This window comes from Rathayibacter sp. AY1C7, assembly GCF_002931865.1.
GTDB lineage: Bacteria > Actinomycetota > Actinomycetes > Actinomycetales > Microbacteriaceae > Rathayibacter.
Window position 1 is genome coordinate 17,938 of record NZ_PSWB01000011.1, and the last position, 25,292, is coordinate 43,229.

Here is a 25,292-nt window from a genome sequence, read left to right on the forward strand (position 1 = left end):
CGCGCCCGCGCGCAACGACCGCCCGTCCGCTACTGCGACGCCCGCCGGGCCCGGTACGCGGCCACGTTCGCGCGATTGCCGCAGTTGCCCGTGTCGCAGTAGCGCTTCGAGCGGTTGCGGGAGAAGTCCACGAGCACCGCCTCGCAGTCCTCCGCCGCGCAGACGCGGATCCGCTCGCGCTCGTCGCCGCGGATCACGTCGACGAACGCCATGGCGGCCTCGACCAGGATGCGCGTGGCGAGCGGGCTCTCGTCGCGCGTCGCGTGGAGGTGCCAGCCGTAGGGTCCGTGCCGGACCAGCTGCGGGAGCGCGCGGCCGGAGTCGAGCATCCCGTTGACGACGGGGACGAGGTCCTCCTCGGCCCGCGTGAGCCAGAGGGTGCGGAGGGAGGAGCGGATCGCCCGCACGGCCTCCAGCTCCTCGGCCGATCCGTCGCGGCTGCCCGTGTACCGGTTCTCGAGGAGGAAGTCGTCCAGCTGCTCGCTCGTCGCCATCTCGTCCTCGCCGGACGGCGACAGCTCGGGGAGCGTGTTGACGAGGGTGGCGGTGGAGGTGAGCGACGCCTCGACGTCATAGGCGAACACCATGTTGACTCCTGACAGTGCGGCTCAGTAGTGTGCGATCAGCTCGCTGTCACGAGTGTAATCCTTTTGACTCCTGAAGGAGCCGGCCATGACCGCCGAGAGCACTGCTGCCGTCACCCTCCCCGCCGCGAGCGCGCCCGCGCCTGCACGGCGCCTCGGCTCCGGCCTCGTCGCGGCGCTGGCCGCGTCGGCGGCGTTCGGTCTGGGCGGGCCGTTCGTGAAGCCGCTCCTCGAGGCGGGCTGGACGCCGGCGTCCGCGGTCCTCTGGCGCGCGGGCGGCGCCGCCCTGATCCTCGCGATCCCGGCGGTCCTGTCCCTCCGCGGCCGCTGGCCCGTGCTCCGCCGCAACCTCGGCACGATCGCCCTCTACGGAGTCTTCGCCGTGATCGCCGCGCAGCTCTGCTTCTACAGCGCGATCGAGCACATGTCGGTCGGCGTCGCCCTGCTGATCGAGTACCTCGCGCCGGTGTTCCTCGTCCTCCTCGCCTGGGCGCGCACCCGCCGGCACCCCGGCCGCTTCACCCTCGCCGGCTCCGCTCTCGCGCTCGGCGGCCTGGTGCTCGTGCTCGACCTGTCCGGCGAGTCGACCCCCGAGCTGGTCGGCATCGCCTGGGCGCTGACCGCCTCGCTCGGCCTGTGCGTCTACTACGTCATCGCCGGCCGGGTGGATCCGGAGCTGCCGCCGATCGCGCTCACGGCGGGGGCGATGACGGTCGGCGCCGCGATCCTGCTGGCACTCGGGGCGCTCGGCGTCACACCGCTGCGCGCGACCTTCGGAGAGGTGGTGTTCGTCGGAGCGGAGGTCAGCTGGCTCCTCCCCGCGGGCGTGATCCTCGGCATGTCGACGGTGCTGGCGTATCTGCTCGGGATCGAGGGCGGACGCCGTCTCGGCACGCGGATCGCCTCCTTCGTCGGCCTGACGGAGGTGCTGTTCTCGATCGCGGCCGCGTGGCTGATCCTCGGCGAGCTGCCCGCGCCGATCCAGTTCGGCGGCGGCGCGCTGATCCTCGCGGGGGTCGTCCTGGTCCGTCTGCAGCGCGAGCCCGGCACCCCCTGATCGCGGGGGTGCCGCATCCGGGGCGCCGGGCACCCCGTACGCTGATCGCACTCATGCGCGAGCCCACCCGATCCCCTCGACGCGTCGCCGCGGTCCTGGCCGCCCTCGCACTCCTCCTCTCGGGCTGCGCGAGCACCACTCCCGTCTCGGAGCCGGTGGCGCAGGCGCTCGGAGCGGCACCCGCACCCGACTGGTCCGGCGTGAGCGTGACGGCCGACGTCGTCTACGACGCGAGCACCGGGCAGAGCGTCGACGTCTGCTCCTCCCCTGCCCCGTCGGCGGAGCCGCGGCCCGCCGTCCTCGTCGTGCACGGCGGCAGCTGGGCCCGTGGAGGCAAGGCCGACGCGAACTGGCGCCCGATCTGCCAGTGGCTCGGATCGGAGGGGTTCGTCGCCGTCTCGGTCGACTACCGCCTCGCGCCCGCCGCCGTGTTCCCCGCGCAGCTCGACGATGTGACGGCCGCCCTCGACTGGCTGCTCGAGCCGGAGCAGACCGCGCGCTTCGGCATCGATCCGGAGCGGGTGGCGGCCTTCGGCGGCTCGGCCGGCGGCAACCTCGCCTCTCTGCTCGGCACGCTGCCGTCGACCTCGTCGCGCCTGGCCGCCGTGGTCGACCTGAGCGGTCCCTCCGATCTCAGCGCCGCCGGCCTCGCCGACGACGACCCGGTGGTCGGAGTCGCGGCCGCCGTGCGCAGCTACCTCGACTGCGCGGACCTCGCCTCCTGCGCCGCTGCGACCGCCGCCTCGCCCCTCGCGCAGGTGGACGGCTCCGAGCCGCCGTTCCTCATCGCGCACGCGGCGCACGAACGGGTCGCGCTCAGCCAGTCGACCCGCTTCGCCGAGGCGCTGCGCGGAGCGGGCTCGAGCGTCGACCTCCTCGTCCTTCCCGGCTCGCTGCACTCGATCGCGCTGCTCGACGACGCTCTGCGTGCTCGGGTCGTCGAGTTCCTCCGCGCCCACCTGGGCTCGTGAGCGGAGTCGTCGTCCGCCTCGAGGACGCAGCCGGAGCGGAGGGCCTCCTCGCCGCGGTCCCGCCCCCGCACGCCCGCGTCCTGGTCGCCCGGATCGACGGGGCGGCGTCCGGCGTGCTGGTGCTCGCTCCCGGCCCGGACGACTTCGCCGAGGTGCTGGAGCTCGTGGTCGCCTCCGTCCACCGGCGCACGGGAGTCGCCCGACGGCTCGTCGCGGCGGCGGAGTCGTGGGCGCGGGTGCAGCGGATCCGCACGCTGCGCCTGGCCGCCGCTCCGGAGCTCGCCCCAGCGGCCGGGGCGCTCGGCTTCACGGCGATCGACGGCTTCGGAGCCCACGTCGGCGACGACGCGGTGCTCTGCTTCGCGCGTCCGGTCTGAGCAGCGCCCGCTCCGAGGCGAGCCTGGTCCGAGGAGCCCGGCCCGAGGGCCCGTCCGGTCGGAGGCCGACACGGCAGGACGCCCGCTCCGATCCGAGTGCCGCTCCCGGGAGGCGGCCCCGCCCTCGTCCGGCGCGCACCCCCGCCGTCAGTCGATCGAGCAGCCCGGCTCGTCCGACAGCGCACGCTCGATCCGCGCGCGGTGCTCGTCCGACATCGGCGGCAGCGCGTCGGGCGCGAACCAGCCGACCTCGGTCGACTCGTCGTCCGCGACGTGGGCCTCCCCCGAGATCCAGCGGCAGCGCACCACGTGGTCGAGGTACTGCGAGCGGTCCCCGTTGGGGTACTGCATCGGCGGGAGGGTGTGCACCTGCACGAGGCGCTCGACCTCGATCTCGACGCCCGCCTCCTCCTGCGCCTCGCGGCGGGCGGTGCCGGCGACGGTCTCGCCCGGATCGATGATCCCGGTGACGGCCGTCCAGGCGCCGGTGTCGGCGCGCCGGACGAGCAGGACCTCGAGCGCCGGCTCCTCGCGGAGGATCACCGCGGTCACGCCGGTGAGCCAGAGCAGCTCGGTCCCGATCCGGTCGCGCAGCCGCAGCACGAACTCGGGAGTCGCCATCAGTGCGCTTCGGGTCGGAAGTCGAACGCGACGATGCCGGCCGTGTCGACGAACGGCCCGACGAACTCCTTGAACGCGTCGTGCGCCGGATCCCAGTGCGCGGGGTCCTCGACGGCCGGCCGGCCCAGGTAGTAGTGCAGGTCGCCCTCGGAGGAGAAGGTCAGCAGGAACGCGCGGTCGAAGCCCTCGCCCGCACCCTCGATGCTCAGCTGCGGCCCGGTCTCGATCGACTCGATGTAGGGCCGTCCGTCGCGGACGCACTCGTCGGCCAGGGCGAGGAAGCGGCGGGTGACCTCGTCCGCCTCGGCGACCAGCGCCGTCGGGCGGAAGCGGATCAGGACGAGGTGCCGGAGCGTGCCCGGGCGGAAGTCGCGGGCGACGAAGCGCTCCGGACCGATCTCGTCGAGGACCGCGGTGGCGCGCTCCGGGCCGCTGCGCCAGCGCGAGCCGACCGTCTCGGCCGCATCCCTGATGTCCGTCATGCCGACGCCTTCCCGGCGCGGGCGGCACGCCGCCGCTCACGATACCCCTCGACCAGGTTGTAGACGACGGGCAGGACCACGAGGGTCAGCACCGTCGAGGACACCAGGCCGCCGATCACGACGATCGCCAGCGGCTGCGAGATGAAGCCGCCGTGGCCCGTGATCCCCAGCGCCATCGGCAGGAGGGCGAAGATCGTCGCGAGGGCTGTCATCAGGATGGGCCGGAGCCGCCGCTCGGTGCCGTGCAGCAGCGCCTCCCGCACCGGCATCCCGCGATCGCGGTACTGGTTCACCAGGTCCACGAGCACGATCGCGTTGGTGACGACGATGCCGATCAGCATCAGCACGCCGATCAGGGACGGCACGCCCAGCGGCACGCCGGTGATCACCTGCAGGAGGATCGCGCCGGTCGCCGCGAACGGCACGGACACGAGCAGGAGCAGCGGCTGCAGGAGCGAGCGGAACGTCGCCACCATCACGACGTAGACGATCAGGATCGCGACCAGCAGCGCGATGCCCAGCTGCGAGAACGCGTCGGCCTGGTCGGCGGTCACTCCGCCGAGGGAGGCGTCGACACCGGCCGGAAGCGCCGTCGCGTCGATCGCGTTCTGCACGGCGACGTTGGCCGAGGCGAGGTCGTCGCCCTCCGGGGTGACGGTGATGGTCGCGGTGCGCTGCCCGCGCTCGGTGGTGATGCTCGCCGGACCGTCCGTCTGCTCGACCGCCGCGAGGGTGGAGAGCGCGACGGTGCCGGTGAGGGTCGGCACCTCGAGGTTCCGCAGCTCGTCCACGGTGGCCGGCGGCTGCCCGTCGGCCAGGTAGATCGAGAGGGTGCGGTCGTCGATCACGACGCTGCCGACCTGGCTGGGCTGGAGCGCCTGGCTGACGATCGTGCCCACGGCGACCTCGCTGAGACCCGCCCGGGCCGCGGCGTCGCGGTCGACCCGCACCGCGATGTAGGGCAGCGAGGAGGAGAGGTTGCTCTCGGCCTGGCTGATCCCGTCGGTCCCGCGCAGGGCCTCGAGGAGCTGGTCGCTCGCGCTCTGGAGGTCGCTCTGCGAGGCGGTCGAGAGGTCGACCTCGATGTCCGAGGAGGCGCCGAAGCCGGAGGAGGCGGCGACGCTGATGTCCTCGGCCGAGGCGACGCCCGACAGCGCGTCGCGGACGTCCGCCTGCACGGCCTCCTGGTCGGCCGACTCATCGGTGGTGACGGAGTAGCGGATCGAGGTGCCGCCGCCGCCTCCCCCGCCGAACGCGCTCTGCAGGCCGCCGGAGGAGCCGACGGTGAGCTGGACGGTCTCGACTCCGTCGACGCCGAGGATCGCCGTGCTCGCCTGCTGCGCCGTCGCGTCCTGCGCGTCGAGGCTCTGGCCGACGGGGACCGTCTGGGTGACGGTGAAGGTGTCCTGCCCGCTGGAGCCGAGGAAGTTCGTCTTCATCAGCGGGTACAGCGCACCGGTCCCGACGAGCACGAGCAGCGCGAGGAGGACGGTGACGACCGAGTGCTTCAGCGTCCAGTGGATGATCGGGCCGTACACCGACTGCAGCCCGCGCGCCCGCCGGGGAGCGGCGTGGGCGCCGTGGTGCGGGGCCTCCTCGACCGGCGCGGCGGTGTCGGCCGGGACCCCCGAGGCGGGTGCCCCTCCGGCCGCCGCGCGCTCCTCCGCGAGCGCCGCCTGCGCGGCCTGGCGCACCGCCGGTCGCTTCGAGGGGCGGAGGAACCAGTAGGCGAGCACCGGCACGATCGTCAGCGCCACCACGAGTGAGGCGAGCAGGGCGATCGACACGGTCAGCGCGAAGGGCCGGAACAGCTCGCCCGTGGTGCCGCCGACGAACGAGATCGGCAGGAACACCGCGACCGTGGTGATCGTGGAGGCGGTGATCGCGCCGGCGACCTCGCGGACGGCGACCGCGATGGTCCGGGCCCGGTCCTCACCCGCGTCGAGGTGCCGCTTGATGTTCTCGATCACGACGATGGAGTCGTCGACCACACGGCCGATCGCGATGGTGAGCGCGCCGAGGGTCAGGATGTTGAGGGTGTAGCCGGCCGTCTGCAGGCCGATGAACGTGATCAGCACCGAGGTCGGGATCGAGATGGCCGTGACCAGGGTCGAGCGCACCGAGAGCAGGAACAGCAGGATCACCAGCACGGCGAAGACGAGGCCGAGCGCCCCCTCCTGCGCGAGCGACGCGATCGACTCCTGGATGTAGGGCGCCTGGTCGAAGACCGGGGTGAAGGCGGCGTTGTCGCCGATCGACTCCTCGAGGTCCGGGAGCAGCGCGGCCACGCCGGTCGACACGTCGACGGTGTTCGCGGCCGGGAGCTTGGTGATCGAGAGGGTCAGGGCGGGCTGGCCGTTGACGCGCGAGATCGAGGTGACGGGGGCGTCGGTGACGGCGACGGTCGCGACGGAGCCGAGGGTGGTGACGGTCGGCTCTGCGGTCACGGCCGCGACTCCCGCCGCCGCTCCGGCCTCGGAGCCGCCGGCGGAAGCCCCGGCACCCGCGGAGGCACCCGCGCCCGCTGACGCACCGGCGCCGCCCGCACCCGCGGAGGCACCTGCGGACGGCAGCAGCGGCAGCGCCGCGATCGCGTCGGTCGAGTCGAGCTTGACGCCCGACTGCACCGAGAAGGTCGACCCGTCCTGGGTGATCTGTCCGCCCGCGACGAGCACGCCGTTCTGCTGCAGGGCCGAGCGGATGTCGCCGGTCGAGAGGCCGGCCGCGGCGAGCGCCGCGTCGTCCGGGGTGATCGTGACGCGCTGGGCGGTCTCGCCGACGAGCGCCGCCTCGCGCACGCCCTCGACCTTCTCCAGGTCCGGGATGACCGTGGTGCGCAGGCGCTCGGCCAGCGCGTCCGCGTCGCCGTCGCTCGACACGGCGAGCTGCAGCACCGGCAGGTCGTCGAGGGAGCCGGTGACCACCTGCGGGTCGACGCCGTCCGGGAGCGTGCTCTTGATCCGGTTGATCGCCTGCAGGATCTTCTGCTCGGCGGTGGCGAGGTCGGTGCCGTAGGTGAAGGACGCCGAGATGAGGGAGGAGTCCGTGGAGGACGTCGCGCTGGTCGTCTCGAGCCCCGGCACCCCCTGGATGGCGGTCTCGATCGGCGTCGAGACGTCGTCGTTGACCACCTCCGGAGCGGCGCCCGGGTAGGACGTGACGACGGCGAGCTGCGGGAAGGAGATCGACGGCGCGAGCTCCTGCTTGAGCCCGGTCAGGGCGACTCCGCCGAAGACGGCGATGACGACAGTGACGAGCGCGATGAGCGCCCGGTTCTTCATGCTGAGGACCGCGAGGAGATGCACCCTCCGAGTCTTCCATCAGCCGACTGAGTGTTGGGAGGGACGCGGCGTTCCGGGGCGTGCGACGGGGCGACCGGCGCCACCGGCCGGCCCCGGACGCCCTCAGCCCAGGCGGACCTCAGCCGTCGACGACCCGACGGGGAGGCTCACTGCAGCGCCCGCCCCGGCGCTCGAGAGCGCGAAGTCCCCGGCGAAGGCCCGGACGCCGACGCGCCCCTCGGCGTCCGTCCGGAGCACCGTCGGCTCGAGCCACCAGTCCCCGCGGATCCGCGAGCGCAGCGCCTCGTAGGCCGGCTTCGGGCTCCCGTCGCGGCGGAGGAACCCGCCCGGCGCTCCGAGCCAGGCGCCGGCGTCGTCGAAGCCCCAGTAGGTGATCGCCTCGACCGCCGGATGCGCGACCAGCGTCTCGTAGTGCCGCACCATCTCGTCCGCCTGCCGCGCCTCCCCCTCCGGGGTGGTCGGCCAGTCCTCGACCACGTGGTCGTTGAGGTCCTCGATCTCGGCGGGCATCAGCTCGCCCGAGACGAGGGTGGTCTCGGTCCAGTGCAGCGGCAGGCCGAAGCGCGCGAACCTGTCGCAGATCGCCGTGATCTGCTCCTCCCCGCGGAACCCCTGGTGCATGTGCGACTGCAGGCCGATCGCGTCGGGCCGGATCCCGGCCTCGAGCACGTCCTCGATCAGCCGCTCGTACTCGGGCCCGAGGTCGAAGTCGTTCAGCACGAGCACCGGTCCGGTGCCGAGGCTGCGCGCCTCCGAGAAGGCCAGCTCGACCATGCCGACGCGTCCCTTCTCGCGGGCGAGGCGGGTGACGGCGTTCGTCACGCCGTCCGGCTCGTTCGCGAAGCGCGGCATGATGACGACCTCGTTGATCGCGTCCCAGGTGTCGATCAGCCCGGCGAAGGCGCCCACCTCCCGGCGGATGCGCGCGCGGAGGAGCTGCTCGGCCTCGTCCAGCGGCAGCGCGTCGAGCCACTCCGGCTTCACGTAGTGCCAGACCAGCGGGTGCCCCTTCAGCCGGACGCCGTCCGCGGCGAGCGCGCGCGCCTCGGCGAGCACCTCCTCCGTCGCGGTGCGGCCGCGCTCCGGCTCGAAGCGGCCCCAGTAGACGGGGAGCGTCGCCGTGTCGAACAGGTCGAGCCAGAGCCGGCGCTCCTCGGCGCGCGCGGGGTCGGTGCTCGGAGGGGTGCAGCCGAAGGCGAAGGCGTGGCGGCGCTGCTCGACCGTCACGTCGGCGTGGGCGAGCGGAGCGCCGTCGGCACCGAGGACGGTGACGAGGGCGTCGGCGAGACGGGGGCTGAAGTCGGTCATGCGGGGCCTCTCAGGCGGGGTGGCGCTCGTCGAGCGCCGTGTACTCGGATCGGGTGAGCGGGAGGACCGCTCCGTGCTTGGTGTCCTCGGGCAGGTCGAACTCCTCCGCGAGCTCCCAGCGGCCCGAGGCCGGGTCGGTGCTCGTGTAGGCGCGGTAGCCGTAGGGGCGGAGGGCGTACTGGTCGACCCAGAGCGACCAGCGCTCCTCGTGGTGGTGCCGGAAGACCAGCGGCCCCTCGATGCTCGGGCCGAGCTCCTGCCCGATCCCCCGGGCGACGGTGGCGAAGTCGTCCGCGAGGAGGGAGGAGCCGACCTGCTGGAACACCTGCATCGTGTCGGGGGCCTCGTCGTGCTGCTTGGCGAAGCGGTGGACGGCCGTGCCCTCGATCAGCAGCGTCATGTCGATCACTCCGCCGGGCAGCCGCAGGTAGGTCTCGGGCTCGGTGAACGTGCGGAAGTCGCGCGTGCGGGACATCAGGATGCGGCTGTCGCCCGTCTCGCCGGTGGCGGGGTCGCCGTCCTCGGCCAGGCCGGAGGACCAGTGCACGAGGAAGTCGCCCGAGACCGGGTCGTAGACCGACTCCGGCGCCCAGGCCATGCCCGCGCCCTCGGGAGCGACGGCGACCGCGCGCGGCTCGGACCACTCGAGGAGGTCCGGGGAGTCCCAGACCACGAGGTCGCGGCTCCCCCGGTGCCGGTAGAGGTCCCGGTCCGGGCCCTCGGGCCGCCAGACGCGGAGATCGGTGGCGACGAGGTGGAAGCCCCGCGGCGCGCGGACGATGTGGGGGTCGCGGACGCCGCCCGTGCCGCCGGTCCACTCCAGCACCGGCCCGAGCGCTCGCCAGCGCAGCGGATCGTCGCCCCGGCTGAGCGAGAGGAAGATCTTCTCGCTGTGGCCGGTCCGGTCCTCCATGAAGTGGACCAGCAGGTAGCCGTACCCGTCGCTCATGAGAGAACGATCTCACACGCCCGGCGGGTACTCCACCTCAGACCACGTCGGCGAGGTACCCCGGGTCGGCCGCCGGGTGCCGGGCGACCTGCGCCCAGGCCGTCGCGAGCGCCTCCACGGCCCGGTCGGTCGCCTCGGGCGAGTAGCCGATCGGGATGCGGAGGAAGCGCTCGAAGGCGCCGTCGATCCCGAAGCGCGGGCCCGCGGTGATCAGCAGGCCCGCCGTCCGGGCGGCGAGCGCCAGCTGCGAGCTCGCCGGCCGGCCCAGGCCCACCCAGGTGGAGAGGCCGCCCGAGACCCGCGGCACGCTCCACTCCGGGATCGCGCGCGCCAGGGCCGCCTCGAGGTGGTCGCGGCCGGCGCGCAGCTGCGAGCGCCGCAGCTCCAGCACGCCGTCCATCCGGCCGAGCATGTCCGCGACCAGGAGCTGCTCCAGGATCGGCGTGCCGAGGTCGCTCGCCGAGCGCGCCAGCGCCAGCTTGCGGATCACCGCCCGCTCGGCGCGGATCCAGCCGATCCGGATGCCGCCCCACAGCGTCTTGCCGACGGAGCCGATCGAGAGCACCGTCCCCTCGGGCCCGTAGGCGGCGAACGGCAGCGGCGTCATCCGCCGGTCGATGTCGAGCTCGGCCGTCGTCTCGTCGGCGATGATCAGCGTGCCCTGCCGGGCCGCGGCGGCGATCGCCCGCTCCCGCAGCTCGGGGGCCATGGAGCGGCCCGTCGGGTTGTGGAAGTCGGGCATCAGGTAGGCCAGGCTCGGGCTCGTGCCGCGCAGCGCGGCGATCAGGCCCTCTCCGTCCCAGCCGTCCGCCCCGTCGACGTTCACCGGCACGAGCCGCGCGCCGGCCAGCCGGAGGGCCTCGTAGGCGTGCGGGTAGGTCGGGGCCTCGATCAGCGCCCGGTCGCCCCGCGCGAGCAGGGTGCGGGCGACGAGCGCGATCGCGTGCTGCGCGCCGATGGTCACCATGATCTGGCCGGGCTCGGTGCGCAGACCCCGCGCGGTGTAGCGCTCGGCGATCGCGCGGCGCAGCACCGGCAGGCCGACCGTGTCGTAGGAGCCGGAGTCGAAGTGCTCGGGGGCCGCCTGCGCCGCGCGAGTGTACGCCTCGGCCAGCTCGGGGACGGCGGGCAGGGCCGCCTTGGTGAAGTCGAGGAAGTCCGGCGCGAGCGAGGGCACCGCGTGCACGGCCGCTCCCGGCAGGCGGGTGACGCTGCCGGAGCCGCGCACGCTGACGAGATAGCCGCTGTCGCGCAGCTCACGGTACGCGGCGGCCACGGTCGTGCGGCTGACGCCGAGGCGGGCCGAGAGCTCGCGCTCGGCGGGCAGGCGGCTGCCCGCGGGGATGCGGCCGTCGATCCCGAGGAGGCGGATCCGGTCGGCCAGAGCGAGGTAGGCGGGCCGGGTGCCGCGCTGCTCGCGCCAGTCGCCGAGGAGGGTCTGCAGGGCGCGCGCGCCGAAGTGGACATCAGCCATGCGTCCAAGGTAGCCGGATTGGACCGCGCGAAGAAGGCCAATGTCGCGCTGTGATGAGTCCATGACGCTCACCGCTCCCGTCGCCGCCGCCGCTCCCCCGGCTGGCCAGTGGCGCCTCCGACCCGTGCCGCGCCTGCTGGTGGGCCTGATCCTCTACGGATTCGCCGACGCGATGATGATCCGCGCGGCGATCGGCGTGGACCCGTGGACCGTCTTCGCCCAGGGGGTCGCGCACCAGACCGGGCTCGGGATCGGACTGCTCACGAACGTGATCGGCCTGCTCGTCCTGCTGCTGTGGATCCCCCTCCGACAGCGGCCCGGTCTCGGCACCGTGCTGAACGTGCTCGTGGTCGGCACGATGATCGATGTCGGGCTGCGCGTGCTGGCGACGCCGGAGGAGTGGTGGGCACGCGGCCTGCTCTTCGCCGGAGGCCTCGTGCTTCTGGCGGTCGCGAGCGGGATCTACATCGGCGCCCACCTCGGTCCGGGGCCCCGCGACGGACTGATGCTGGGCTTGCACACCCGCACGGGCCTGCCGATCTGGGTGGCGCGCTCGGGCGTCGAGCTCACGGTGCTGCTCATCGGCTGGGCCCTCGGCGGCGACGCCGGCCTCGGCACCCTCCTCTTCGCGGTGCTGATCGGGCCGCTCTGCTCGGTGACCCTGCCTCTGCTCGGGGTGCGGAGGCACTGACCCGCGTACGACGGAGGCCCCGCCTCCCGGACCGGTTCCGGGAGGCGGGGCCTTCGCGATCGGATCGGCTAGCGCTTGGCCGCGATCTCCGCACGCATCCGCGACGCCTGGTCGGAGTCCTGGATCGAGGCGATCCCCTCGGTGATCGAGGTGCCCGACGCGGGGGCCTCGTGCTCGTCCGCTCCGAGCGTGGTCTCGTCGAAGGGCGAGCGCCCGCCGAGGACCTCGCGGACCTGCACCATGTCGATCTGCTTGGTCCAGGTGCCCACGAGAAGGGTGGCGACCGCGTTGCCGGTGAAGTTGGTGACCGCGCGGGCCTCGGACATGAAGCGGTCGATGCCGACGATCACGCCGACGCCGTTGACCAGGTCGGGGCGGAAGGACTGGAGGCCGCCGGCCAGCGTGGCCAGGCCCGCTCCGGTGACGCCCGCGGCGCCCTTCGAGGCGATCATCATGAAGAGGAGGAGGCCGATCTGCTCCGGGATCGACATCGGCGCTCCGGTGGCCGAGGCGATGAACAGCGACGCCATCGTGAGGTAGATCGCCGTGCCGTCGAGGTTGAAGGAGTAGCCGGTGGGCACGGTGATGCCGACGACGGGCTTGGAGACGCCGAGGTGCTCCATCTTCGCGATCAGGCGGGGCAGCGCCGCCTCCGAGGAGGAGGTGCCGACGATGAGCAGGTACTCGCGGGCCAGGTACTTCATCAGCGAGAAGATGCTGACGCCGGTCACCAGGCGCAGCAGCAGGCCGAGGACGACGACCACGAAGATCGCGCAGGTGATGTAGAAGCCGATCATCAGGGTGGCGAGAGCGACGACCGCTCCCCAGCCGGTCTTGCCGACGACCGCGGCGATGGCGCCGAACGCGCCGATCGGGGCGACCCAGAGCACCATCGAGAGGATGCGGAAGACCAGGACCTGGAGCTGCTTGATCGCTCCGAGGATCGGCTGGCCCTTGGCGCCCATCTTCTGCAGCGCGAAGCCGACGAGCAGCGCGACGAAGAGGGTCTGCAGGATGCTGCCGTCCACGAGCGAGGAGAACAGCGAGACGGGGATGATCCCGAGGACGAAGTCGCTGGTGCTCTCGGCCTTGAGGTCGCTGGTGTCGTAGGTGGCGCTCGAGATGTCGAGGCCCTCGCCCGGGTGCAGGATGTTGCCGACGACGAGGCCGATCGCCAGGGCGAAGGTCGACATCACGATGAAGTAGCCCAGCGCGAGTCCGCCGACCTTGCCGACCGTGGCGGCCTTCGCGATGGAGCCGATGCCGATGACGATGGTGCAGAAGATGATCGGCGCGATCATCATCTTGATCAGTCCGACGAAGGCCTTGCCGACGGGCTCGAGCGTCGCCGCGAAGGCGGGAGCGACGAGTCCGACCACGACGCCGGCGACCACGGCGATGATGACGGCGATGTAGAGCCAGTGGTTCCGGTCGATGCGCCGCCGGGTCTTCGGAGGGGTGACCGCGGGGATCAGCCGGTCGGACGGCGTCTGAGGCGTCTTCGCCATGGGGGTGTCCTTCTCTTCGTCGAGGTGAGGGGGTAGGACGATGGTGGCCCCGCCTCCGGAGCCCGGCACGGTTGCGTTCATACTGTTCACGGCGGGGCGCCCAGAGCGCTCGCTCACGAGGGAGTGGCATGGTCAGGACGCCGAGCGCACGCGGACCGCGCGGCAGCATCGCCGCGCGCCTGTTCGCCGTGCAGCTGCTGAGCATCCTGCTGATCGCCGCGGCGGCCGTCGCGGTGCTCGCCCTCGACGCGCGGAGCCGAGCGGGCGACGAGGCGGCCCAGCGGAGCCTCGTCGTGGCGCGGACGGTGGCCGACAATCCGTTCGTCCTCGAGTCGACGGCCGGTGCGGATCCCTCCGCGAGCCTGCAGCCGTACGCCGAGGAGGTCATGCGGGACACCGGCGTCGACTTCCTCACGATCATGGCCCCCGACCGCACCCGGTACACCCACCGCGACCGCGACCGGATCGGCCTGCCGTTCCAGGGCACGATCGAGCCCGCGCTGGAGGGGCGGACCTTCACCGAGACGTACACCGGCACGCTCGGGCCCTCCGTCCGCGCCGTCGCGCCGATCGAGGACGCCGACGGCGCGGTCGTCGCGCTCGTGTCGGCGGGCGTCACGCTCTCGGCCGTGGACGCCTCCTTCGCCGCCCGCGTGCAGGTCGTCGCGTGGGGCGCGCTCGGGGCGGTCGCGCTCGGCGCCCTCGGCTCGTGGCTCCTCGCCCGCTACCTGCGCCGCGTCACGGGCGGGCGGGGCCCGGAGCAGATGAGCCAGGTCTTCGCCTACTACGAGTCCGTCCTGCACTCGGTGCGGGAGGGGCTGCTGCTGGTCGACGATCGCGGCCGGCTGGTGCTCGCCAACGACCACGCGCTGGAGCTGCTCGGACTCGAGGGCGTGCGGACGCCGGTGCCGGTCGCCGAGCTCGACCTCCCCGACGCCCTGCGCGAGCTGCTGCAGGACGACGAGCCCGTCTCGGACCGCCTGGTCGTGGCCCGCGAGCGGATCCTCGTGGTGAACGAGCGGCCCGCCGCCTCCCCCGGCGCCCGCCCCCTGGGCACGGTCGTCACGCTCCGGGACCGCACCGAGCTGCAGCGGGTGAGCGGCGAGCTGGAGTCGCTGCGCACCCTCTCGGACGCGCTGCGCTCGCAGACCCACGAGTTCTCGAACCGCCTGCACACCATCGCGTCGCTGATCGAGCTCGGCCGGCCCGACGAGGCGCTCGCGTTCGCCGCCGGCGAGCTGAACCTCAGCCAGCGCCTGGCCGACCGGGTCCTCGGCTCCGTGCAGGAGCCGGTGATCGCCGCCCTGCTGCTGGGCAAGGCCGCGCAGGCCCGCGAGCGCGGCGTCGAGCTGCACTTCGAGACGCACCTCGAGCCCGGCACGCAGGGGCTGGAGCCCGGGGACCTCGTGACGGTGCTGGGCAATCTGATCGACAACGCCCTCGACGCGGCCGCCTCCTCCGCTCCGGACCGCGAGCCGTGGGTGGAGGTCTACCTCGGCCTCGCGGAGGGCGAGCTGGTGGTGCAGGTGTCGGACAGCGGCCCCGGAGTCGCGAGCGCCGCAGACGTCTTCGCGCGCGGCTACTCGACGAAGGAGTCGGACGGCTTCGGCCGCGGCATCGGCCTGGCGCTGGTGCAGCAGGTGGTGGAGCGGCTCGGCGGCTCGATCGAGGTCTCGCGCCACGTCGGCGCGGTGTTCACGGTGCAGCTGCCGCTGCCCGCGCGGGTGGCGTCGTGATCCGGGTGCTCGTCGTCGAGGACGAGCCTCTGACCGCGAGCGCCCACGCCGACTACGTCCGGCGGGTCGACGGCTTCGAGGTGGCCGCGGTCGCCGGCAGCGGCGCGGAGGCGATCCGGGCCCTGCGCGCGGACCCGGGCATCGCGCTGATCCTGCTCGACATGAACCTGCCGGACATGGGCGGCCTCGACCTCTGCCGGGCCGTCCGGGCGGCGGGCCTGGACGTCGACGTCATCGCGATCACCGCCGTCCGCGACGCCGCGAACGTGCGCGCCTCCGTCGCCGCCGGCATCGTGCAGTACCTGATCAAGCCGTTCGTCTTCAGCGCGTTCGCCGCCAAGCTCGCCAGCTACCGGTCGTACCGCGAGCGGATGCACGGCGCCGACGTCGCCAGCCAGCACGAGGTGGACGGGGCCTTCGCGGCGCTCCGCACCTCCAACGCCCCGGGTCTGGCCAAGGGGCTCTCGGCCCAGACCCTCGAGGCCGTCACCGCACTGCTGGGCCCCGTCGGCCTCTCGGCGGCCGAGCTCGCCACCCGCCTCGACATCTCGCGGGTGACGGCCCGCCGCTACCTCGAGCACCTCGCCGACTCCGGAGTCGCGGACCGCGCGCCCCGCTACGGCTCCCCCGGCCGCCCGGAGCTGGAGTACCGCCGCCGCTGAGCGCGCGTCAGGCGGCCTGCAGCGCGTCGGCGATCTCCTCCTCGATCAGGTCGTGGTTGATCGCCGCGCCCACGCGCAGCCCGTCGGCGGACGAGGCGACGACTTGCGCCATCGGCTCGACCAGCGAGCCCGCGGCGAAGACCCCGGCGACGCCGGTCCGGCCCATCGGATCGACGGCGAGGTGCCGCGCGACTCCCGACGGGTGGTCGGCGAGCTCGAGGCCGAGCCCCTCGGGGAGCCGCCCCTCGACCCGCGGGCCGACGACGAGCGCGTCGAGCTCGTGCCGCCGACCGTCGATCACCACGCCGACCAGGCGGTCGTCCTCGACGAGGACCTTCTCGACGCGGCCGGGCACCAGAGCGATCCCGCGGGCGGCCAGCGCCGCCGCCTCGTCGCCGGCGGGCGCGGGTGCGCCGTGGAGCAGGATCGACGTCCGGTCGCTGAGCTGCCGGAACATCTGCGCCTGGTGCCCGGCGAACGAGCTGCCGAGCACGCCGATCCGCCGGCCGCGCACCTCGAAGCCGTGGCAGTAGGGGCAGTGCAGGACGTCCCGTCCCCAGCGGGCGCCGAGCCCGGGGATCTCCGGCAGCAGGTCGCGGACGCCGGTCGCGAGCAGGAGGCGGCGCGCGCGGAGGACCGTGCCGTCGGCGAGGGTCGCGGTCACGCCCTCGGCACCCGCGGAGGCGCGGACCGCCTCGCCCTCGACCACCCGGGCACCGTAGCCCTCGGCCTCGGCGCGCGCCAGGCGCACCAGCTCCGTGGGCGGGACGCCGTCGCGGGTCAGCACGTTGTGGGCACCGGGCGAGGGTGCGTTGCGTGGAGGTCCGCCGTCGACGACGAGGACGTCGCGGAGGCTGCGGCCGAGGGCGGTGGCAGCGGCGAGGCCGGCGAAGGAGGCGCCGAGGATCAGGACGTCGGCGGGGGCGGGGACGGACGGGCCGGTGGGGGCGTCGGTGGAGGTCATGGGTCGATGGTCCGCCGCCCCGGGGCGGGCCGCGAGGATCCGTGCCGTTCCGGCATGCGGCGCGACCGCACGTGCCAGGATGGCGTCGTGCCCGAGACCCCGCCCGCCCCGTCCGACGACGAGATCGTCGCCGCCGTCGGGCCACGGCTCCGGCGCCTGCGCACCCGCCGCGACCGCACGCTCGCGTCCCTCGCGGCCGAGACCGGCATCTCGGCGAGCACCCTCTCGCGCCTCGAGAGCGGAGGCCGTCGCGCGACGCTGGAGCTGCTCCTCCCGATCGCCCGCGCCCTCGGGGCGCCGCTCGACGAGCTCGTCGGCGCCGCACCGGAGGATCCCCGCGTGCACGGCCGGCCGGTGCGCCGGAACGGCATGCTCATCCAGCCGCTCAGCCGCGACGCGGGTGCGCTCCAGGCGTTCAAGCACACGCTCCCGGCCGGGCCGGTGACGGAGCCGGCGGAGCAGCGCGCGCACGAGGGCTTCGAGTGGCTCTACGTGCTGAGCGGGCGGCTCCGCCTGCGGCTCGGCGAGCACGATCTGGTGCTGCCGGCCGGCGAGGCCGCCGAGTTCGACACCCGGGTGCCGCACTGGTTCGGCCGCGCCGACGAGCAGCAGGTCGAGTTCCTCAGCCTCTTCGGCCGCCAGGGCGAGCGGATGCACGTGCGCGCGTCCACGCGCCGCTGAGCGCGGTCACGCCTCGCCGAGCACCTCGCGCGCGAAGCCCTCGGTGCGCGCCCGCAGAGTCGCGATCCGCTGCGCCCGCGCCGCCTCGAGGTCGAACCCGATGTAGGCCACCGACGGGCGCCGCCGCACATTCTCCGAGCACTCGAAGCGGGAGCAGACGAGCGTGCCGAGCGAGTCCCCCGCCCGCCCGGCCGCTCCGGCCTTCCGCGCCCCGAAGAAGACGACGTCGTTCGGGAGCTGCACGTCGCGGCACCACGAGCACTGCGCCCGCGAGCGCGGTAGGGCGTCGGCCTGGGTGAGCAGGACCCCGACGAGGCGCTCCTCCAGCGGCACGACGACGTAGGCGCGGCGGCCCATCCTCCGGTCGCGCCACCCGAGATGGTCGATGACCGACCAGTCGAGCGCGTCGAAGTCCTTCGGCAGCGCGAGATCGGCGACCTCCTTGCGGGAGGCGTTGACGAAGGACTCGCGGATCTCGGTCTCGGTCAGTGGCTGCATAGCGCTTCCGAGCCTAGGCCGGGATCAGCCCAGGTGGGCGACGGCCTCCTTCGGAGCCTGAGCGAGGAACTCCTCCTTCTTCACCCGGATCATCGCGACGGCGACGACGGAGGCGACGACCAGCCCGATCGCGGCCGCGACGAAGACCGCGGAGTAGCCGTCGACGAAGGCGACCGGCGACTGCTGCTCACCCGCGACTCCCGCGTAGAGGGTCGTGAAGATCGACAGCCCGATCGAGCCGCCGATCTGCATGGCGGCGTTCGCGGTCGCTCCGGCGGCACCGGCGTCGTGGGCCGCGACTCCGGTGAGCGCGAGGTTCTGCAGCGGCACGAAGACCATCGCCATGCCGACGCCCAGGAGGATCAGCGCGGGCAGCACCTCTAAGAGGTAGCCGCCGTCGGGGGTGATGCGGCTCAGGTAGAGGAGCCCGGCCGCCGCGATCAGCGGGCCGACGATCATCAGCACGCGCGGGCCGATGCGCGGCAGCAGCTTGGCGGCGACTCCGGCGACGATCATGATCGTCACCGTCATCGGCAGATTGGCCAGGCCCGCCTCGAGCGGCGGCAGGCCCAGGACCAGCTGCAGGTGCAGGGTCAGGTAGAGGGTGGAGCCGATCATCACGCTGCCGACGATCGCCTGGACCAGGAAGGCTCCGCCGCGGACGCGGTCGGCGACGATGCGCAGCGGCAGCGACGGGTGGTCGGAGCGGGCCTGGATCCGCACGAAGAGGGCCAGCAGCAGCACGCCGACGAGGAGGAAGCCGAGGGTGTCGACGCGGAGCCAGCCCTGCTCGGCGAGGGTGAAGCCGTAGACGACGCTCGCGAGCCCGAGCGCGACGGTGATCGTCCCGGCGACGTCGAAGCGGTTGCGCCCCTCCGCGCGGCTCTCGGTGACGAGCAGCTGGCCGGCGATCGCGCCGACTACGACGACGGGGACGTTGACGAGGAGGCACCAGCGCCAGTCGGCGAACTCGGTGAGCAGCCCGCCCAGCACGAGGCCGACGGCGGCGCCCGCTCCGGCGACCGCTCCGAAGACGGCGAAGGCCGTGCCCCGCTCGCGGCCGGAGGGGAAGGAGACGGTGAGGAGGGCCAAAGCGGCCGGAGCGAGCAGCGCGGCGAAGGCGCCCTGCAGCCCGCGGGCGGCGATCAGCTCGGTGCCGGAGGTGGCGAGGCCGCCCCAGGCGGAGGCGGCGCCGAAGCCGATCATCCCGATCAGGTAGGTGCGCTTGCGGCCGGTGTAGTCGGCGATGCGGCCGCCCAGGAGCAGGAGCGCGCCGAACGCGAGGGCGTAGGCGGTGACGACCCACTGGCGCTCGACGTCGGTGAGGCCGAGGTCGGCCTGCGCGGCGGGGAGGGCGATCGTGACGATGGTGCCGTCGAGCACGACGACGAGCTGCGTGAGCGCGAGGATCACGAGCACCCACCAGCGGCGGGCGGAGGAGGGAGCGGACGGGGAGGGCATGGCGGCCTTTCACACGGAGCGGAGCGGGACCGGCGGGTCCGGATCCGAGCCGCGTCATCGGGGCCGAACCACCCCAACCAGTTGGTTGGGCGAAGAAGAGTGTATCGTTCGAGCGCCCGGAGGTGAACCATGGAGCCGACATCCGATGCGGCGCTGCCCGCACGCGAGCGGATCCTCCGCGCGGCCTCCGTCGAGTTCGCCGCCCACGGCTTCGCGGGCGCCCGGGTCGACCGTGTGGCCGCGGCCGCGGGTCTGAACAAGGAGCGGCTCTACGCCTACTACGGCGGCAAGCGCGGCCTGTTCGTCGCGACCGTCGTCGAGGCGCTCGGCGCTCTCGACGAGACGCTCCTCGCCGAGGCGGCGGACCTCCCCGACCTCGCGGGCCGCATGTTCGACCACGTGTGGGAGCACCCGGAGTTCCTGCGCCTGCTCACGTGGGCGCGCCTGGAGGGAGCCGGCGTCTGGGAGGAGGCCGGCGAGCAGCTCGGCGGGGTCCCCGCCCCCGAGGCCCGGGTCCTCGAGTGGCAGCGCACCGGCGTCGTCGACGCGAGCTGGTCCGCCGACGACCTCTTCATCGCCCTCCTCGGCCTCTGCGAGATCTGGCACCTCACCCCCTTCGCCTCCCGGGGCGGGGAGAAGACGCGCGACCGCCGCCGCGCCTTCGTCGTGCACGTCGCGCAGCTGGTGGGCGCACCGCGCTGAGGCCGACCCCTCCCCCGGCAACGGAAGCGACGTCGGCATCTCCGATCCGGACGCGGTGGACGGGGCGGCTCATCCCTCCGAGCCGGAACCCGACGGATCGGAGGAGACTGGGAGGTCCCGCGGATCCGGCTTCGGGACGACCCCTTCATCACCCGGAAGGACCGCGCCCGCCGCGCGCTGAGCCTCGTCCTCGAGGAGGAGTGATTCGAAATCGCCGGGCGCGCACGGCATCTCCGCCCCGATCATGTACATCTCCTCGACAGCGCCGGTGACGAAGCTCGCCCGCAGCACCGGTCCGCCCTGCCCGTAGACCGTCGGGCGCGGAGTCGAATCGGTCACTCTCACCGTCATCCCCAGCGACTCCCAGTAGTCCGCGACCTTCCGCGCATCCCCCTCGACATCGGTGCCCGCCGGGGCCCACCAGGCGTAGCTGTAGCTCGCACCGCTCACCCGGTCGCCGGGGCCGCACACATCGGGCCTGGCCGCGCCGCTCCGCGGCCACCACCCCTCCACATCGAGCCGCCCCGCGGAGTCCCGCACGAACTCCACCACCCGATCCCGACCCTCCCGAGGACTCATCGTGCTCACCGGTCTCGCCTCCTTCTCCGTTGCACAAGCGGTCATCGACATCACGAGCAGAGCGGCGACGGTCAGCGCGACGCCCGTCCGCTGAGGAGAGCCTCTACCCGCCATGGGAGGCTCCCACGACCGCCTTCTGGAAGGCGGTCGGTCCGAGCGGCCGGTTCTCGGTCAGCAGGTCGAGTCGCCGGGAGACGGCCCACGCCGCGTTCTGCAGGGACTCGGTGTTCGTGTCGAGATACCCCGCGAGATCGCCGTCGTCGCTCTTCAGCGCAGCGTGATCCGTCACGATCCTCCCGGCGTCGCCTCCGGTCTCCACACCGAAGACGCGCGCGCCGAAGTCCTCGTCAGCGGGATCCGTGTGGTGGTTCCAGCTGAAGGCGCGGCCCATCCACGCGGCCTCGTCGCCGCTCTCGGTCTCGCCGAGGTACTTGTCCCGCGCCTGCCCCGCGAAGACGGATTCCGCGTGCAGGTCGCTCGCCTCGTCGACGCTGTCCGGGAGGCCGGCCGAGCCCAGCGTCACGACGACCCCGAGCTCGACGTCCGAGCGCGAGGCGGCGACGGCCATGACGGTGCTGCCGTAGGAGTGGGCGACGACGTTCGGCTTCGGCAGGTCGTCGCCCCGGACCGCGGAGAGCCCCTGGACAGCCGAGGCGAGTGCGGCGCCGCCGGCGACCGCCTGGTTCGAGGTGAGGACGTCCATGCCGTTCCCGCCGAGCCGCGCCATCGGCGGGGTCTCGTAGCCGATCCAGGAGACGACGGCGCTGCCGGGCGGGAGGAGCGACTGCAGATTCTGCGACGCCTTCGTCCATCGGGTCATGCTCTCCGTCGTCTGTCCCATCCCGGGGACGGCGTAGGTGACGTTCGTGGCGGTGTCGGGATCGCCGATCGAGACGGCGGCGAGCGGAGGCTCGTCGGCGGTCAGGGAGATGAGGAAGCGCGGGTCCTGACCGAGACCGCGCCGGAGCGATGCCCGCACGTCCCTCAGCGCCACCAGCTGCGACTCCACCGCCGCGAGTCGCTCCCCGTCGTCCGCCTTCCCGCGCAGGCCCGCCGCCTCGCTCCTCAGCGCCACGATCCGCGCCCTCAGCGCCCTCTCGTTCGCCCTCACCCGGGCGCGGTAGGGAACACCCTCCAGATTCCCGATCACCCCGGGCAGACCGGCGACCAGCGCCTCCTGCTGCGGCGAGAAGCGCGCGCCGTCCGTGGAGTCGAGGCTCCGCCACCAGTCGTTCACGAGGGTCGGAGCCAGTCGCCCGAGGCGGGCCGCGAGATCGGGCGACGCGGCGAGGAGTGTCGCGAGATCGTCGGACGAGAGCGCCGCGAGGGAGTCGAGCAGGCTCCGGCCGCCCCGGGGCCGCGCCAGGGTGCCGACGGCGTCGAGGACGGGAACGGAGAGCGCCGCTCCCCCGGCGGCGGTGAAGGCCAGGGAGATCTGCTCGACCCAGGTCGCGTCGGCCGCACCGATCGACAGCAGCTCGCGGAAGCCCTGGAGCACCGAGAAGGACTCGACCGGCGCCCACGAGCAGCGGTTGCCGAAGGCTCCCCAGGCGGCCATCAGATCCTGGAGCCGGGAGCGCATCGCCTCGTCCGCCTGCCGGGTCTGCGAGACGAACACGTCGAGACGCTCGGGGTCGGCGGAGGTCGTGCCTCCCGAGGCGGGGCCGCCCGGGGACGTGCGGGGCACCGACCGGGGGGAGAACAGCGCACGGATCGGCGGAGGCACGACCGGCCGATCGGACGGCGGCCGGTCGACGACCTCCTCGACTCCCGCCGCGAGGGCCGCGACCGGATCGAGGCGGCGCTGCTGCTCGCGCTCGTCCGCCCGCCGCTCCCAGGCCGCGTACTCCTCCCGGCGCCGACGCTCCTCCTCGGCCTTCCGTGCCACGAGCCGAACCGTGTCGGCGAGCTCGTGCAGCTCGGCGCTCAGCCGACCGCGATTCTCCCTGTCGCAGACGCAGACCCGGCGGAACAGCTCGGCGTACGCGCCGCGGAACTCGCCCAGCGCGTACTCGGCAGCGACGGACCTCAGCAGCCCCTGGGAGGCGAGCGCCTCCGCCGCCTCGTCCGAGGCGCGGACCAGCTCCGCCGCTGCTGCGTGGTCGAAAGAGAACAGGGTCATCGCCTCCTGAGTGAGAACATCTCAGGAAATGTAGAACGGCCACGACACCGTCGGCACCGGGTGGCGCGAGACGGCACGCGGTCAGCGCGCCCGCGCCGCGTCCGGCGGCCCGCACGCAGAAGTGGCGCGGACCCCGTCGGTCCGCGCCACTCGTCCAGATCATGCGGGTCACTCCGCCGCGGTCAGCCGCTCCAGGTATCCCGCGAACGCACGCAGGTCCTCCTCGGGCCAGGCGCTCAGCGCCTCCTGCATCCGCTGCCGCTGACGGCCGCCGAGGTCGCGCATCCGCTCGCATCCGGCCGCGCTGAGCGAGAGGAACCGCGCTCGGCCGTCGGCGGGATCGGAGGTCATCTCGACCAGGCCCAGCTCGGCGAGCTGGCGGGCCTGGCGGCTGATCGCGCTGCGGTCGACCCCGAGCCGCTCCGCCGCGGCGCCGGAGTGGACCGGACCGCAGCGCTCGAGGATCCGCAGCAGCCGCAGTCCGAAGGGCGGCAGCGCCGGGTCGATCGACGCCGCCGCGTCCCGGACGGCGAGGCGCACCTGGACGGCGAGCACGGTGATCTGCTCCTCGACCTCGTGCAGCGCCTCGGCCGAGGGCGCGGCGGCGGGCATCAGGAGCGCTCGATCACGTCGACGGAGCCGGTGGGAGCGGCGTGCCGGGCGTGCCCGACCGGCTCCTCCTGCCGCTCCTCGTCGGCGTGGCGGCCGTGTCCGACGGGAGTGGCCTCGCGACCCTCCCGGGCGTGCGTCGCGTCGTCCGTCCGCCGGGCCTGGCCGACGGGGCGGAGCGCCGCCTGGCCGTCCGAGGCGGCGATGAGGGCGTCCTCCGCGGCCTGCAGCGGAGTGGTCGGCTCCGCCTTGAGCTGCACCGCGTTCTTCGAGCCGAGGCTCACGTTGGGCAGGAGGACGACGGCGATCAGCGTGACCACGGCGAGCGGGATGCTGTAGAGGAACACGTCGCCGACGCCGATCCCGTAAGCGCTCTCGACCACGACGCGCACGGCGTCGGGCAGGGTGGCCGGCTGCGGGATCGTGCCGCTGCCCAGCGCCTGCGCGGCGAGAGCCTGGTCGGCGGGAGCGAGCCCCGCGATGCCGGTCTTGATGCGGTCGGCGATCACGGTGCCGAGCATCGAGCCCAGGACCGAGACTCCGACGGTGCCGCCGAGGCTGCGGAAGAACGTGACCGCGCTGGTCGCGACGCCGAGGTTCTTCACCTCGATCGAGTTCTGCACCACCAGGACGAGGTTCTGCATCAGCATGCCCAGGCCGGCGCCGAGGACGGCCATGTAGATCCCGACGAGGACCAGGTCCGTGTCGTAGCGGAGGGTGCTGAGGAGGGAGGTTCCGATCACGGCGAGCACGCCGCCGCTGATCATGATCGCCTTCCACTTGCCGGTGCGGGAGATGATCCCGCCGAAGATCGTCGACGCGATCAGCAGGCCGGCCATCATCGGGATGGTGAGCAGACCCGACTGGGTCGGCGTGGCTCCGCGGGCCAGCTGCATGTACTGCGCGAGGAAGACGGCGACGCCGAACATCGAGACGCCGACCGAGATGCTCGCCACGACGGCGAGGCTGAAGGTGCGGTTCTTGAACATCCCCATCGGGATGATCGGCTCGGCCACGGTGAGCTCGGTGATCACGGCGGCGATCAGCAGCACGACGGCACCGCCGACCATGACCGCGGTCTCCCACGAGGCCCAGTCGAAGTTCTTGCCGGCGAGGGAGACCCAGATCAGCAGGAGCGAGACTCCGCCCGCGATGAGCACGGCGCCGAGGTAGTCGATCCGCACCTTGCGCTTCGGGTGCACGGGGAGGCGGAGGGTCATCTGGAGGAGGACGATCGCGACGATCGCGACGGGCATCGCGATGAAGAAGTTCCAGCGCCAGCCGAACGCGTCGGTCACGACGCCGCCCAGGAGCGGGCCGCCGACGGTGCCGATCGCCATCACGCCGCCGAAGAGGCCGGCGTACTTGCCGCGCTCACGGGGGCTGATGATGTCGGCCATGATGATCTGGCTCAGCGCGGCGAGTCCGCCGGCGCCCAGGCCCTGGAACACGCGGAAGACGATCAGCATGTTCGTGTCCTGCGAGAAGCCGGCCAGGGCGGAGCCGATGACGAACAGCCCGAGGGCGAGCTGGATCAGCAGCTTGCGGTTGAACAGGTCGGCGAACTTGCCCCAGAGCGGGGTGGAGACCGTGGTCGCGAGCAGGGTCGCGGTGACGACCCAGGTGTAGGCGTTCTGGTCGCCCTTGAGGTCGGAGATGATCCGGGGCAGCGAGGTCGACACGACCGTGCCCGCGAGGATCGAGACGAACATGCCCAGCAGCAGGCCGCTGAGCGATTCGAGCACCTGGCGGTGCGACATGGCGCCGTCCGGTCCGGCGGGGGCGTGCGGCTCGGTGGTTCCGCGCGATGCGGCGCGGTGTTCGGGGTGTGACATGGGCTCCTCTTCAGCACGGCGGCGGTTCTAGTTGACCGCGATCAACTATTGACCAAGAGCAACTATATAGCCGGGCGTCACGAATCTCCAGTGGCACTCTGCTGTCGCCCAGGCGCCGC

The 25,292-nt window shown here is 73.3% G+C and carries 23 protein-coding genes; 8 read left to right on the top strand and 15 right to left on the bottom strand.

The window, feature by feature from the left end:
* Nucleotides 1-29: 29 nt before the first annotated feature.
* Nucleotides 30-587: a CGNR zinc finger domain-containing protein gene (locus C5C69_RS07690; RefSeq protein ID WP_104257662.1), complete on the bottom strand. Its 558-nt coding sequence runs from the start codon at nucleotides 585-587 to the stop codon at nucleotides 30-32.
* 85 nt (nucleotides 588-672) lie between these two features.
* Between C5C69_RS07690 and C5C69_RS07695 the strand changes: the two genes are divergently transcribed.
* The 3 genes from C5C69_RS07695 to C5C69_RS07705 are packed head-to-tail and all read left to right on the top strand — an operon-like array spanning nucleotide 673 to nucleotide 2,989.
* Nucleotides 673-1,641 (top strand): DMT family transporter, encoded by a 969-nt coding sequence (locus tag C5C69_RS07695; protein WP_104257663.1) that lies wholly within the window; start codon nucleotides 673-675, stop codon nucleotides 1,639-1,641.
* Nucleotides 1,642-1,694: 53 nt separating this feature from the next.
* Nucleotides 1,695-2,612 (top strand): alpha/beta hydrolase, encoded by a 918-nt coding sequence (locus tag C5C69_RS07700; RefSeq protein ID WP_104257664.1) that lies wholly within the window; start codon nucleotides 1,695-1,697, stop codon nucleotides 2,610-2,612.
* A complete protein-coding gene (locus tag C5C69_RS07705) occupies nucleotides 2,609-2,989 on the top strand; it encodes a GNAT family N-acetyltransferase (RefSeq protein WP_104246893.1) in 381 nt (126 codons plus the stop codon). Before C5C69_RS07700 ends, C5C69_RS07705 begins: the two co-directional genes overlap by 4 nt.
* Nucleotides 2,990-3,136: 147 nt before the next feature.
* Here the strand turns inward: C5C69_RS07705 and C5C69_RS07710 are convergent, their stop codons facing one another.
* The 6 genes from C5C69_RS07710 to C5C69_RS07735 form a co-directional block, all read right to left on the bottom strand.
* Nucleotides 3,137-3,610 carry an NUDIX domain-containing protein gene (locus tag C5C69_RS07710; protein ID WP_104233119.1) on the bottom strand — a complete coding sequence of 158 codons (474 nt, stop codon included), beginning with the start codon at nucleotides 3,608-3,610 and terminating at the stop codon, nucleotides 3,137-3,139.
* Entirely contained in the window at nucleotides 3,610-4,092 is a 483-nt protein-coding gene (locus tag C5C69_RS07715) for a Dabb family protein (protein ID WP_104223816.1), read from the bottom strand. Before C5C69_RS07715 ends, C5C69_RS07710 begins: the two co-directional genes overlap by 1 nt.
* On the bottom strand, nucleotides 4,089-7,397 hold the full coding sequence (locus C5C69_RS07720) for an efflux RND transporter permease subunit (RefSeq protein WP_104246896.1): 3,309 nt from the start codon (nucleotides 7,395-7,397) through the stop codon (nucleotides 4,089-4,091). Before C5C69_RS07720 ends, C5C69_RS07715 begins: the two co-directional genes overlap by 4 nt.
* A 99-nt stretch (nucleotides 7,398-7,496) precedes the next feature.
* Entirely contained in the window at nucleotides 7,497-8,702 is a 1,206-nt protein-coding gene (locus C5C69_RS07725; RefSeq protein ID WP_104246897.1) for an endo-1,4-beta-xylanase, read from the bottom strand.
* 10 nt (nucleotides 8,703-8,712) lie between these two features.
* Nucleotides 8,713-9,651 carry a glycoside hydrolase family 43 protein gene (locus tag C5C69_RS07730; protein ID WP_104257665.1) on the bottom strand — a complete coding sequence of 313 codons (939 nt, stop codon included), beginning with the start codon at nucleotides 9,649-9,651 and terminating at the stop codon, nucleotides 8,713-8,715.
* A gap of 37 nt (nucleotides 9,652-9,688) precedes the next feature.
* Nucleotides 9,689-11,125 (bottom strand): PLP-dependent aminotransferase family protein, encoded by a 1,437-nt coding sequence (locus C5C69_RS07735; protein WP_104257666.1) that lies wholly within the window; start codon nucleotides 11,123-11,125, stop codon nucleotides 9,689-9,691.
* A 61-nt stretch (nucleotides 11,126-11,186) separates the two neighbouring features.
* Between C5C69_RS07735 and C5C69_RS07740 the strand changes: the two genes are divergently transcribed.
* Nucleotides 11,187-11,816: a YitT family protein gene (locus tag C5C69_RS07740; RefSeq protein WP_374953113.1), complete on the top strand. Its 630-nt coding sequence runs from the start codon at nucleotides 11,187-11,189 to the stop codon at nucleotides 11,814-11,816.
* A 68-nt stretch (nucleotides 11,817-11,884) separates the two neighbouring features.
* Here C5C69_RS07740 and C5C69_RS07745 read toward each other — a convergent pair whose 3' ends face one another.
* A complete protein-coding gene (locus C5C69_RS07745) occupies nucleotides 11,885-13,324 on the bottom strand; it encodes a cation:dicarboxylate symporter family transporter (RefSeq protein WP_104257667.1) in 1,440 nt (479 codons plus the stop codon).
* A 128-nt stretch (nucleotides 13,325-13,452) separates the two neighbouring features.
* On the opposite strand from C5C69_RS07745, the gene C5C69_RS07750 reads away from it, so the two are divergent.
* Nucleotides 13,453-15,060 (top strand): sensor histidine kinase, encoded by a 1,608-nt coding sequence (locus C5C69_RS07750; RefSeq protein WP_104257668.1) that lies wholly within the window; start codon nucleotides 13,453-13,455, stop codon nucleotides 15,058-15,060.
* A complete protein-coding gene (locus C5C69_RS07755) occupies nucleotides 15,057-15,722 on the top strand; it encodes a response regulator (RefSeq protein WP_104223809.1) in 666 nt (221 codons plus the stop codon). The genes C5C69_RS07750 and C5C69_RS07755 overlap by 4 nt, the downstream gene beginning before the upstream one ends.
* A gap of 7 nt (nucleotides 15,723-15,729) precedes the next feature.
* On the opposite strand, the gene C5C69_RS07760 is transcribed toward C5C69_RS07755, so the two are convergent.
* The gene (locus tag C5C69_RS07760; RefSeq protein WP_104257669.1) at nucleotides 15,730-16,686 is read right to left on the bottom strand and encodes an NAD(P)/FAD-dependent oxidoreductase; all 957 of its coding nucleotides are present in this window, start codon (nucleotides 16,684-16,686) and stop codon (nucleotides 15,730-15,732) included.
* 87 nt (nucleotides 16,687-16,773) lie between these two features.
* Between C5C69_RS07760 and C5C69_RS07765 the strand changes: the two genes are divergently transcribed.
* Nucleotides 16,774-17,367, top strand: a complete 594-nt coding sequence (locus C5C69_RS07765) for a helix-turn-helix domain-containing protein (RefSeq protein WP_104283164.1) — start codon at nucleotides 16,774-16,776, stop codon at nucleotides 17,365-17,367.
* Between the two features lie 6 nt (nucleotides 17,368-17,373).
* Here C5C69_RS07765 and C5C69_RS07770 read toward each other — a convergent pair whose 3' ends face one another.
* Nucleotides 17,374-17,865, bottom strand: a complete 492-nt coding sequence (locus C5C69_RS07770; RefSeq protein ID WP_104233111.1) for an FBP domain-containing protein — start codon at nucleotides 17,863-17,865, stop codon at nucleotides 17,374-17,376.
* A gap of 24 nt (nucleotides 17,866-17,889) precedes the next feature.
* A complete protein-coding gene (locus tag C5C69_RS07775) occupies nucleotides 17,890-19,326 on the bottom strand; it encodes an MFS transporter (RefSeq protein ID WP_104222849.1) in 1,437 nt (478 codons plus the stop codon).
* Between the two features lie 129 nt (nucleotides 19,327-19,455).
* On the opposite strand from C5C69_RS07775, the gene C5C69_RS07780 reads away from it, so the two are divergent.
* A complete protein-coding gene (locus C5C69_RS07780; RefSeq protein ID WP_104233110.1) occupies nucleotides 19,456-20,028 on the top strand; it encodes a TetR family transcriptional regulator in 573 nt (190 codons plus the stop codon).
* Between the two features lie 69 nt (nucleotides 20,029-20,097).
* Here C5C69_RS07780 and C5C69_RS07785 read toward each other — a convergent pair whose 3' ends face one another.
* From C5C69_RS07785 to C5C69_RS07800, 4 genes are all read right to left on the bottom strand, one after another.
* Entirely contained in the window at nucleotides 20,098-20,721 is a 624-nt protein-coding gene (locus C5C69_RS07785; RefSeq protein ID WP_104233109.1) for a hypothetical protein, read from the bottom strand.
* Nucleotides 20,711-22,729 carry an alpha/beta hydrolase gene (locus tag C5C69_RS07790; protein WP_104233108.1) on the bottom strand — a complete coding sequence of 673 codons (2,019 nt, stop codon included), beginning with the start codon at nucleotides 22,727-22,729 and terminating at the stop codon, nucleotides 20,711-20,713. Before C5C69_RS07790 ends, C5C69_RS07785 begins: the two co-directional genes overlap by 11 nt.
* 168 nt (nucleotides 22,730-22,897) lie before the next feature.
* Complete coding sequence (locus C5C69_RS07795; RefSeq protein WP_104222853.1) at nucleotides 22,898-23,341, bottom strand: MarR family winged helix-turn-helix transcriptional regulator; 444 nt, start codon at nucleotides 23,339-23,341, stop codon at nucleotides 22,898-22,900.
* Nucleotides 23,341-25,098: an MDR family MFS transporter gene (locus C5C69_RS07800; RefSeq protein WP_104233107.1), complete on the bottom strand. Its 1,758-nt coding sequence runs from the start codon at nucleotides 25,096-25,098 to the stop codon at nucleotides 23,341-23,343. The genes C5C69_RS07795 and C5C69_RS07800 overlap by 1 nt, the downstream gene beginning before the upstream one ends.
* Nucleotides 25,099-25,292 lie beyond the last annotated feature (194 nt).

What these genes read in the sequence shown, in the direction of transcription:
- C5C69_RS07690 (WP_104257662.1), bottom strand. Translation starts at nt 587, where the DNA reads ATGGTGTTCGCCTATGACGTCGAGGCGTCGCTCACCTCCACCGCCACC.
- C5C69_RS07695 (WP_104257663.1), top strand. Translation starts at nt 673, where the DNA reads ATGACCGCCGAGAGCACTGCTGCCGTCACCCTCCCCGCCGCGAGCGCG.
- C5C69_RS07700 (WP_104257664.1), top strand. Translation starts at nt 1,695, where the DNA reads ATGCGCGAGCCCACCCGATCCCCTCGACGCGTCGCCGCGGTCCTGGCC.
- C5C69_RS07710 (WP_104233119.1), bottom strand. Translation starts at nt 3,610, where the DNA reads ATGGCGACTCCCGAGTTCGTGCTGCGGCTGCGCGACCGGATCGGGACC.
- C5C69_RS07715 (WP_104223816.1), bottom strand. Translation starts at nt 4,092, where the DNA reads ATGACGGACATCAGGGATGCGGCCGAGACGGTCGGCTCGCGCTGGCGC.
- C5C69_RS07725 (WP_104246897.1), bottom strand. Translation starts at nt 8,702, where the DNA reads ATGACCGACTTCAGCCCCCGTCTCGCCGACGCCCTCGTCACCGTCCTC.
- C5C69_RS07730 (WP_104257665.1), bottom strand. Translation starts at nt 9,651, where the DNA reads ATGAGCGACGGGTACGGCTACCTGCTGGTCCACTTCATGGAGGACCGG.
- C5C69_RS07735 (WP_104257666.1), bottom strand. Translation starts at nt 11,125, where the DNA reads ATGGCTGATGTCCACTTCGGCGCGCGCGCCCTGCAGACCCTCCTCGGC.
- C5C69_RS07740 (WP_374953113.1), top strand. Translation starts at nt 11,187, where the DNA reads ATGACGCTCACCGCTCCCGTCGCCGCCGCCGCTCCCCCGGCTGGCCAG.
- C5C69_RS07745 (WP_104257667.1), bottom strand. Translation starts at nt 13,324, where the DNA reads ATGGCGAAGACGCCTCAGACGCCGTCCGACCGGCTGATCCCCGCGGTC.
- C5C69_RS07750 (WP_104257668.1), top strand. Translation starts at nt 13,453, where the DNA reads ATGGTCAGGACGCCGAGCGCACGCGGACCGCGCGGCAGCATCGCCGCG.
- C5C69_RS07760 (WP_104257669.1), bottom strand. Translation starts at nt 16,686, where the DNA reads ATGACCTCCACCGACGCCCCCACCGGCCCGTCCGTCCCCGCCCCCGCC.
- C5C69_RS07770 (WP_104233111.1), bottom strand. Translation starts at nt 17,865, where the DNA reads ATGCAGCCACTGACCGAGACCGAGATCCGCGAGTCCTTCGTCAACGCC.
- C5C69_RS07775 (WP_104222849.1), bottom strand. Translation starts at nt 19,326, where the DNA reads ATGCCCTCCCCGTCCGCTCCCTCCTCCGCCCGCCGCTGGTGGGTGCTC.
- C5C69_RS07780 (WP_104233110.1), top strand. Translation starts at nt 19,456, where the DNA reads ATGGAGCCGACATCCGATGCGGCGCTGCCCGCACGCGAGCGGATCCTC.
- C5C69_RS07785 (WP_104233109.1), bottom strand. Translation starts at nt 20,721, where the DNA reads ATGGCGGGTAGAGGCTCTCCTCAGCGGACGGGCGTCGCGCTGACCGTC.
- C5C69_RS07790 (WP_104233108.1), bottom strand. Translation starts at nt 22,729, where the DNA reads ATGACCCTGTTCTCTTTCGACCACGCAGCAGCGGCGGAGCTGGTCCGC.
- C5C69_RS07795 (WP_104222853.1), bottom strand. Translation starts at nt 23,341, where the DNA reads ATGCCCGCCGCCGCGCCCTCGGCCGAGGCGCTGCACGAGGTCGAGGAG.
- C5C69_RS07800 (WP_104233107.1), bottom strand. Translation starts at nt 25,098, where the DNA reads ATGTCGCACCGCCAGGTGCTCGAATCGCTCAGCGGCCTGCTGCTGGGC.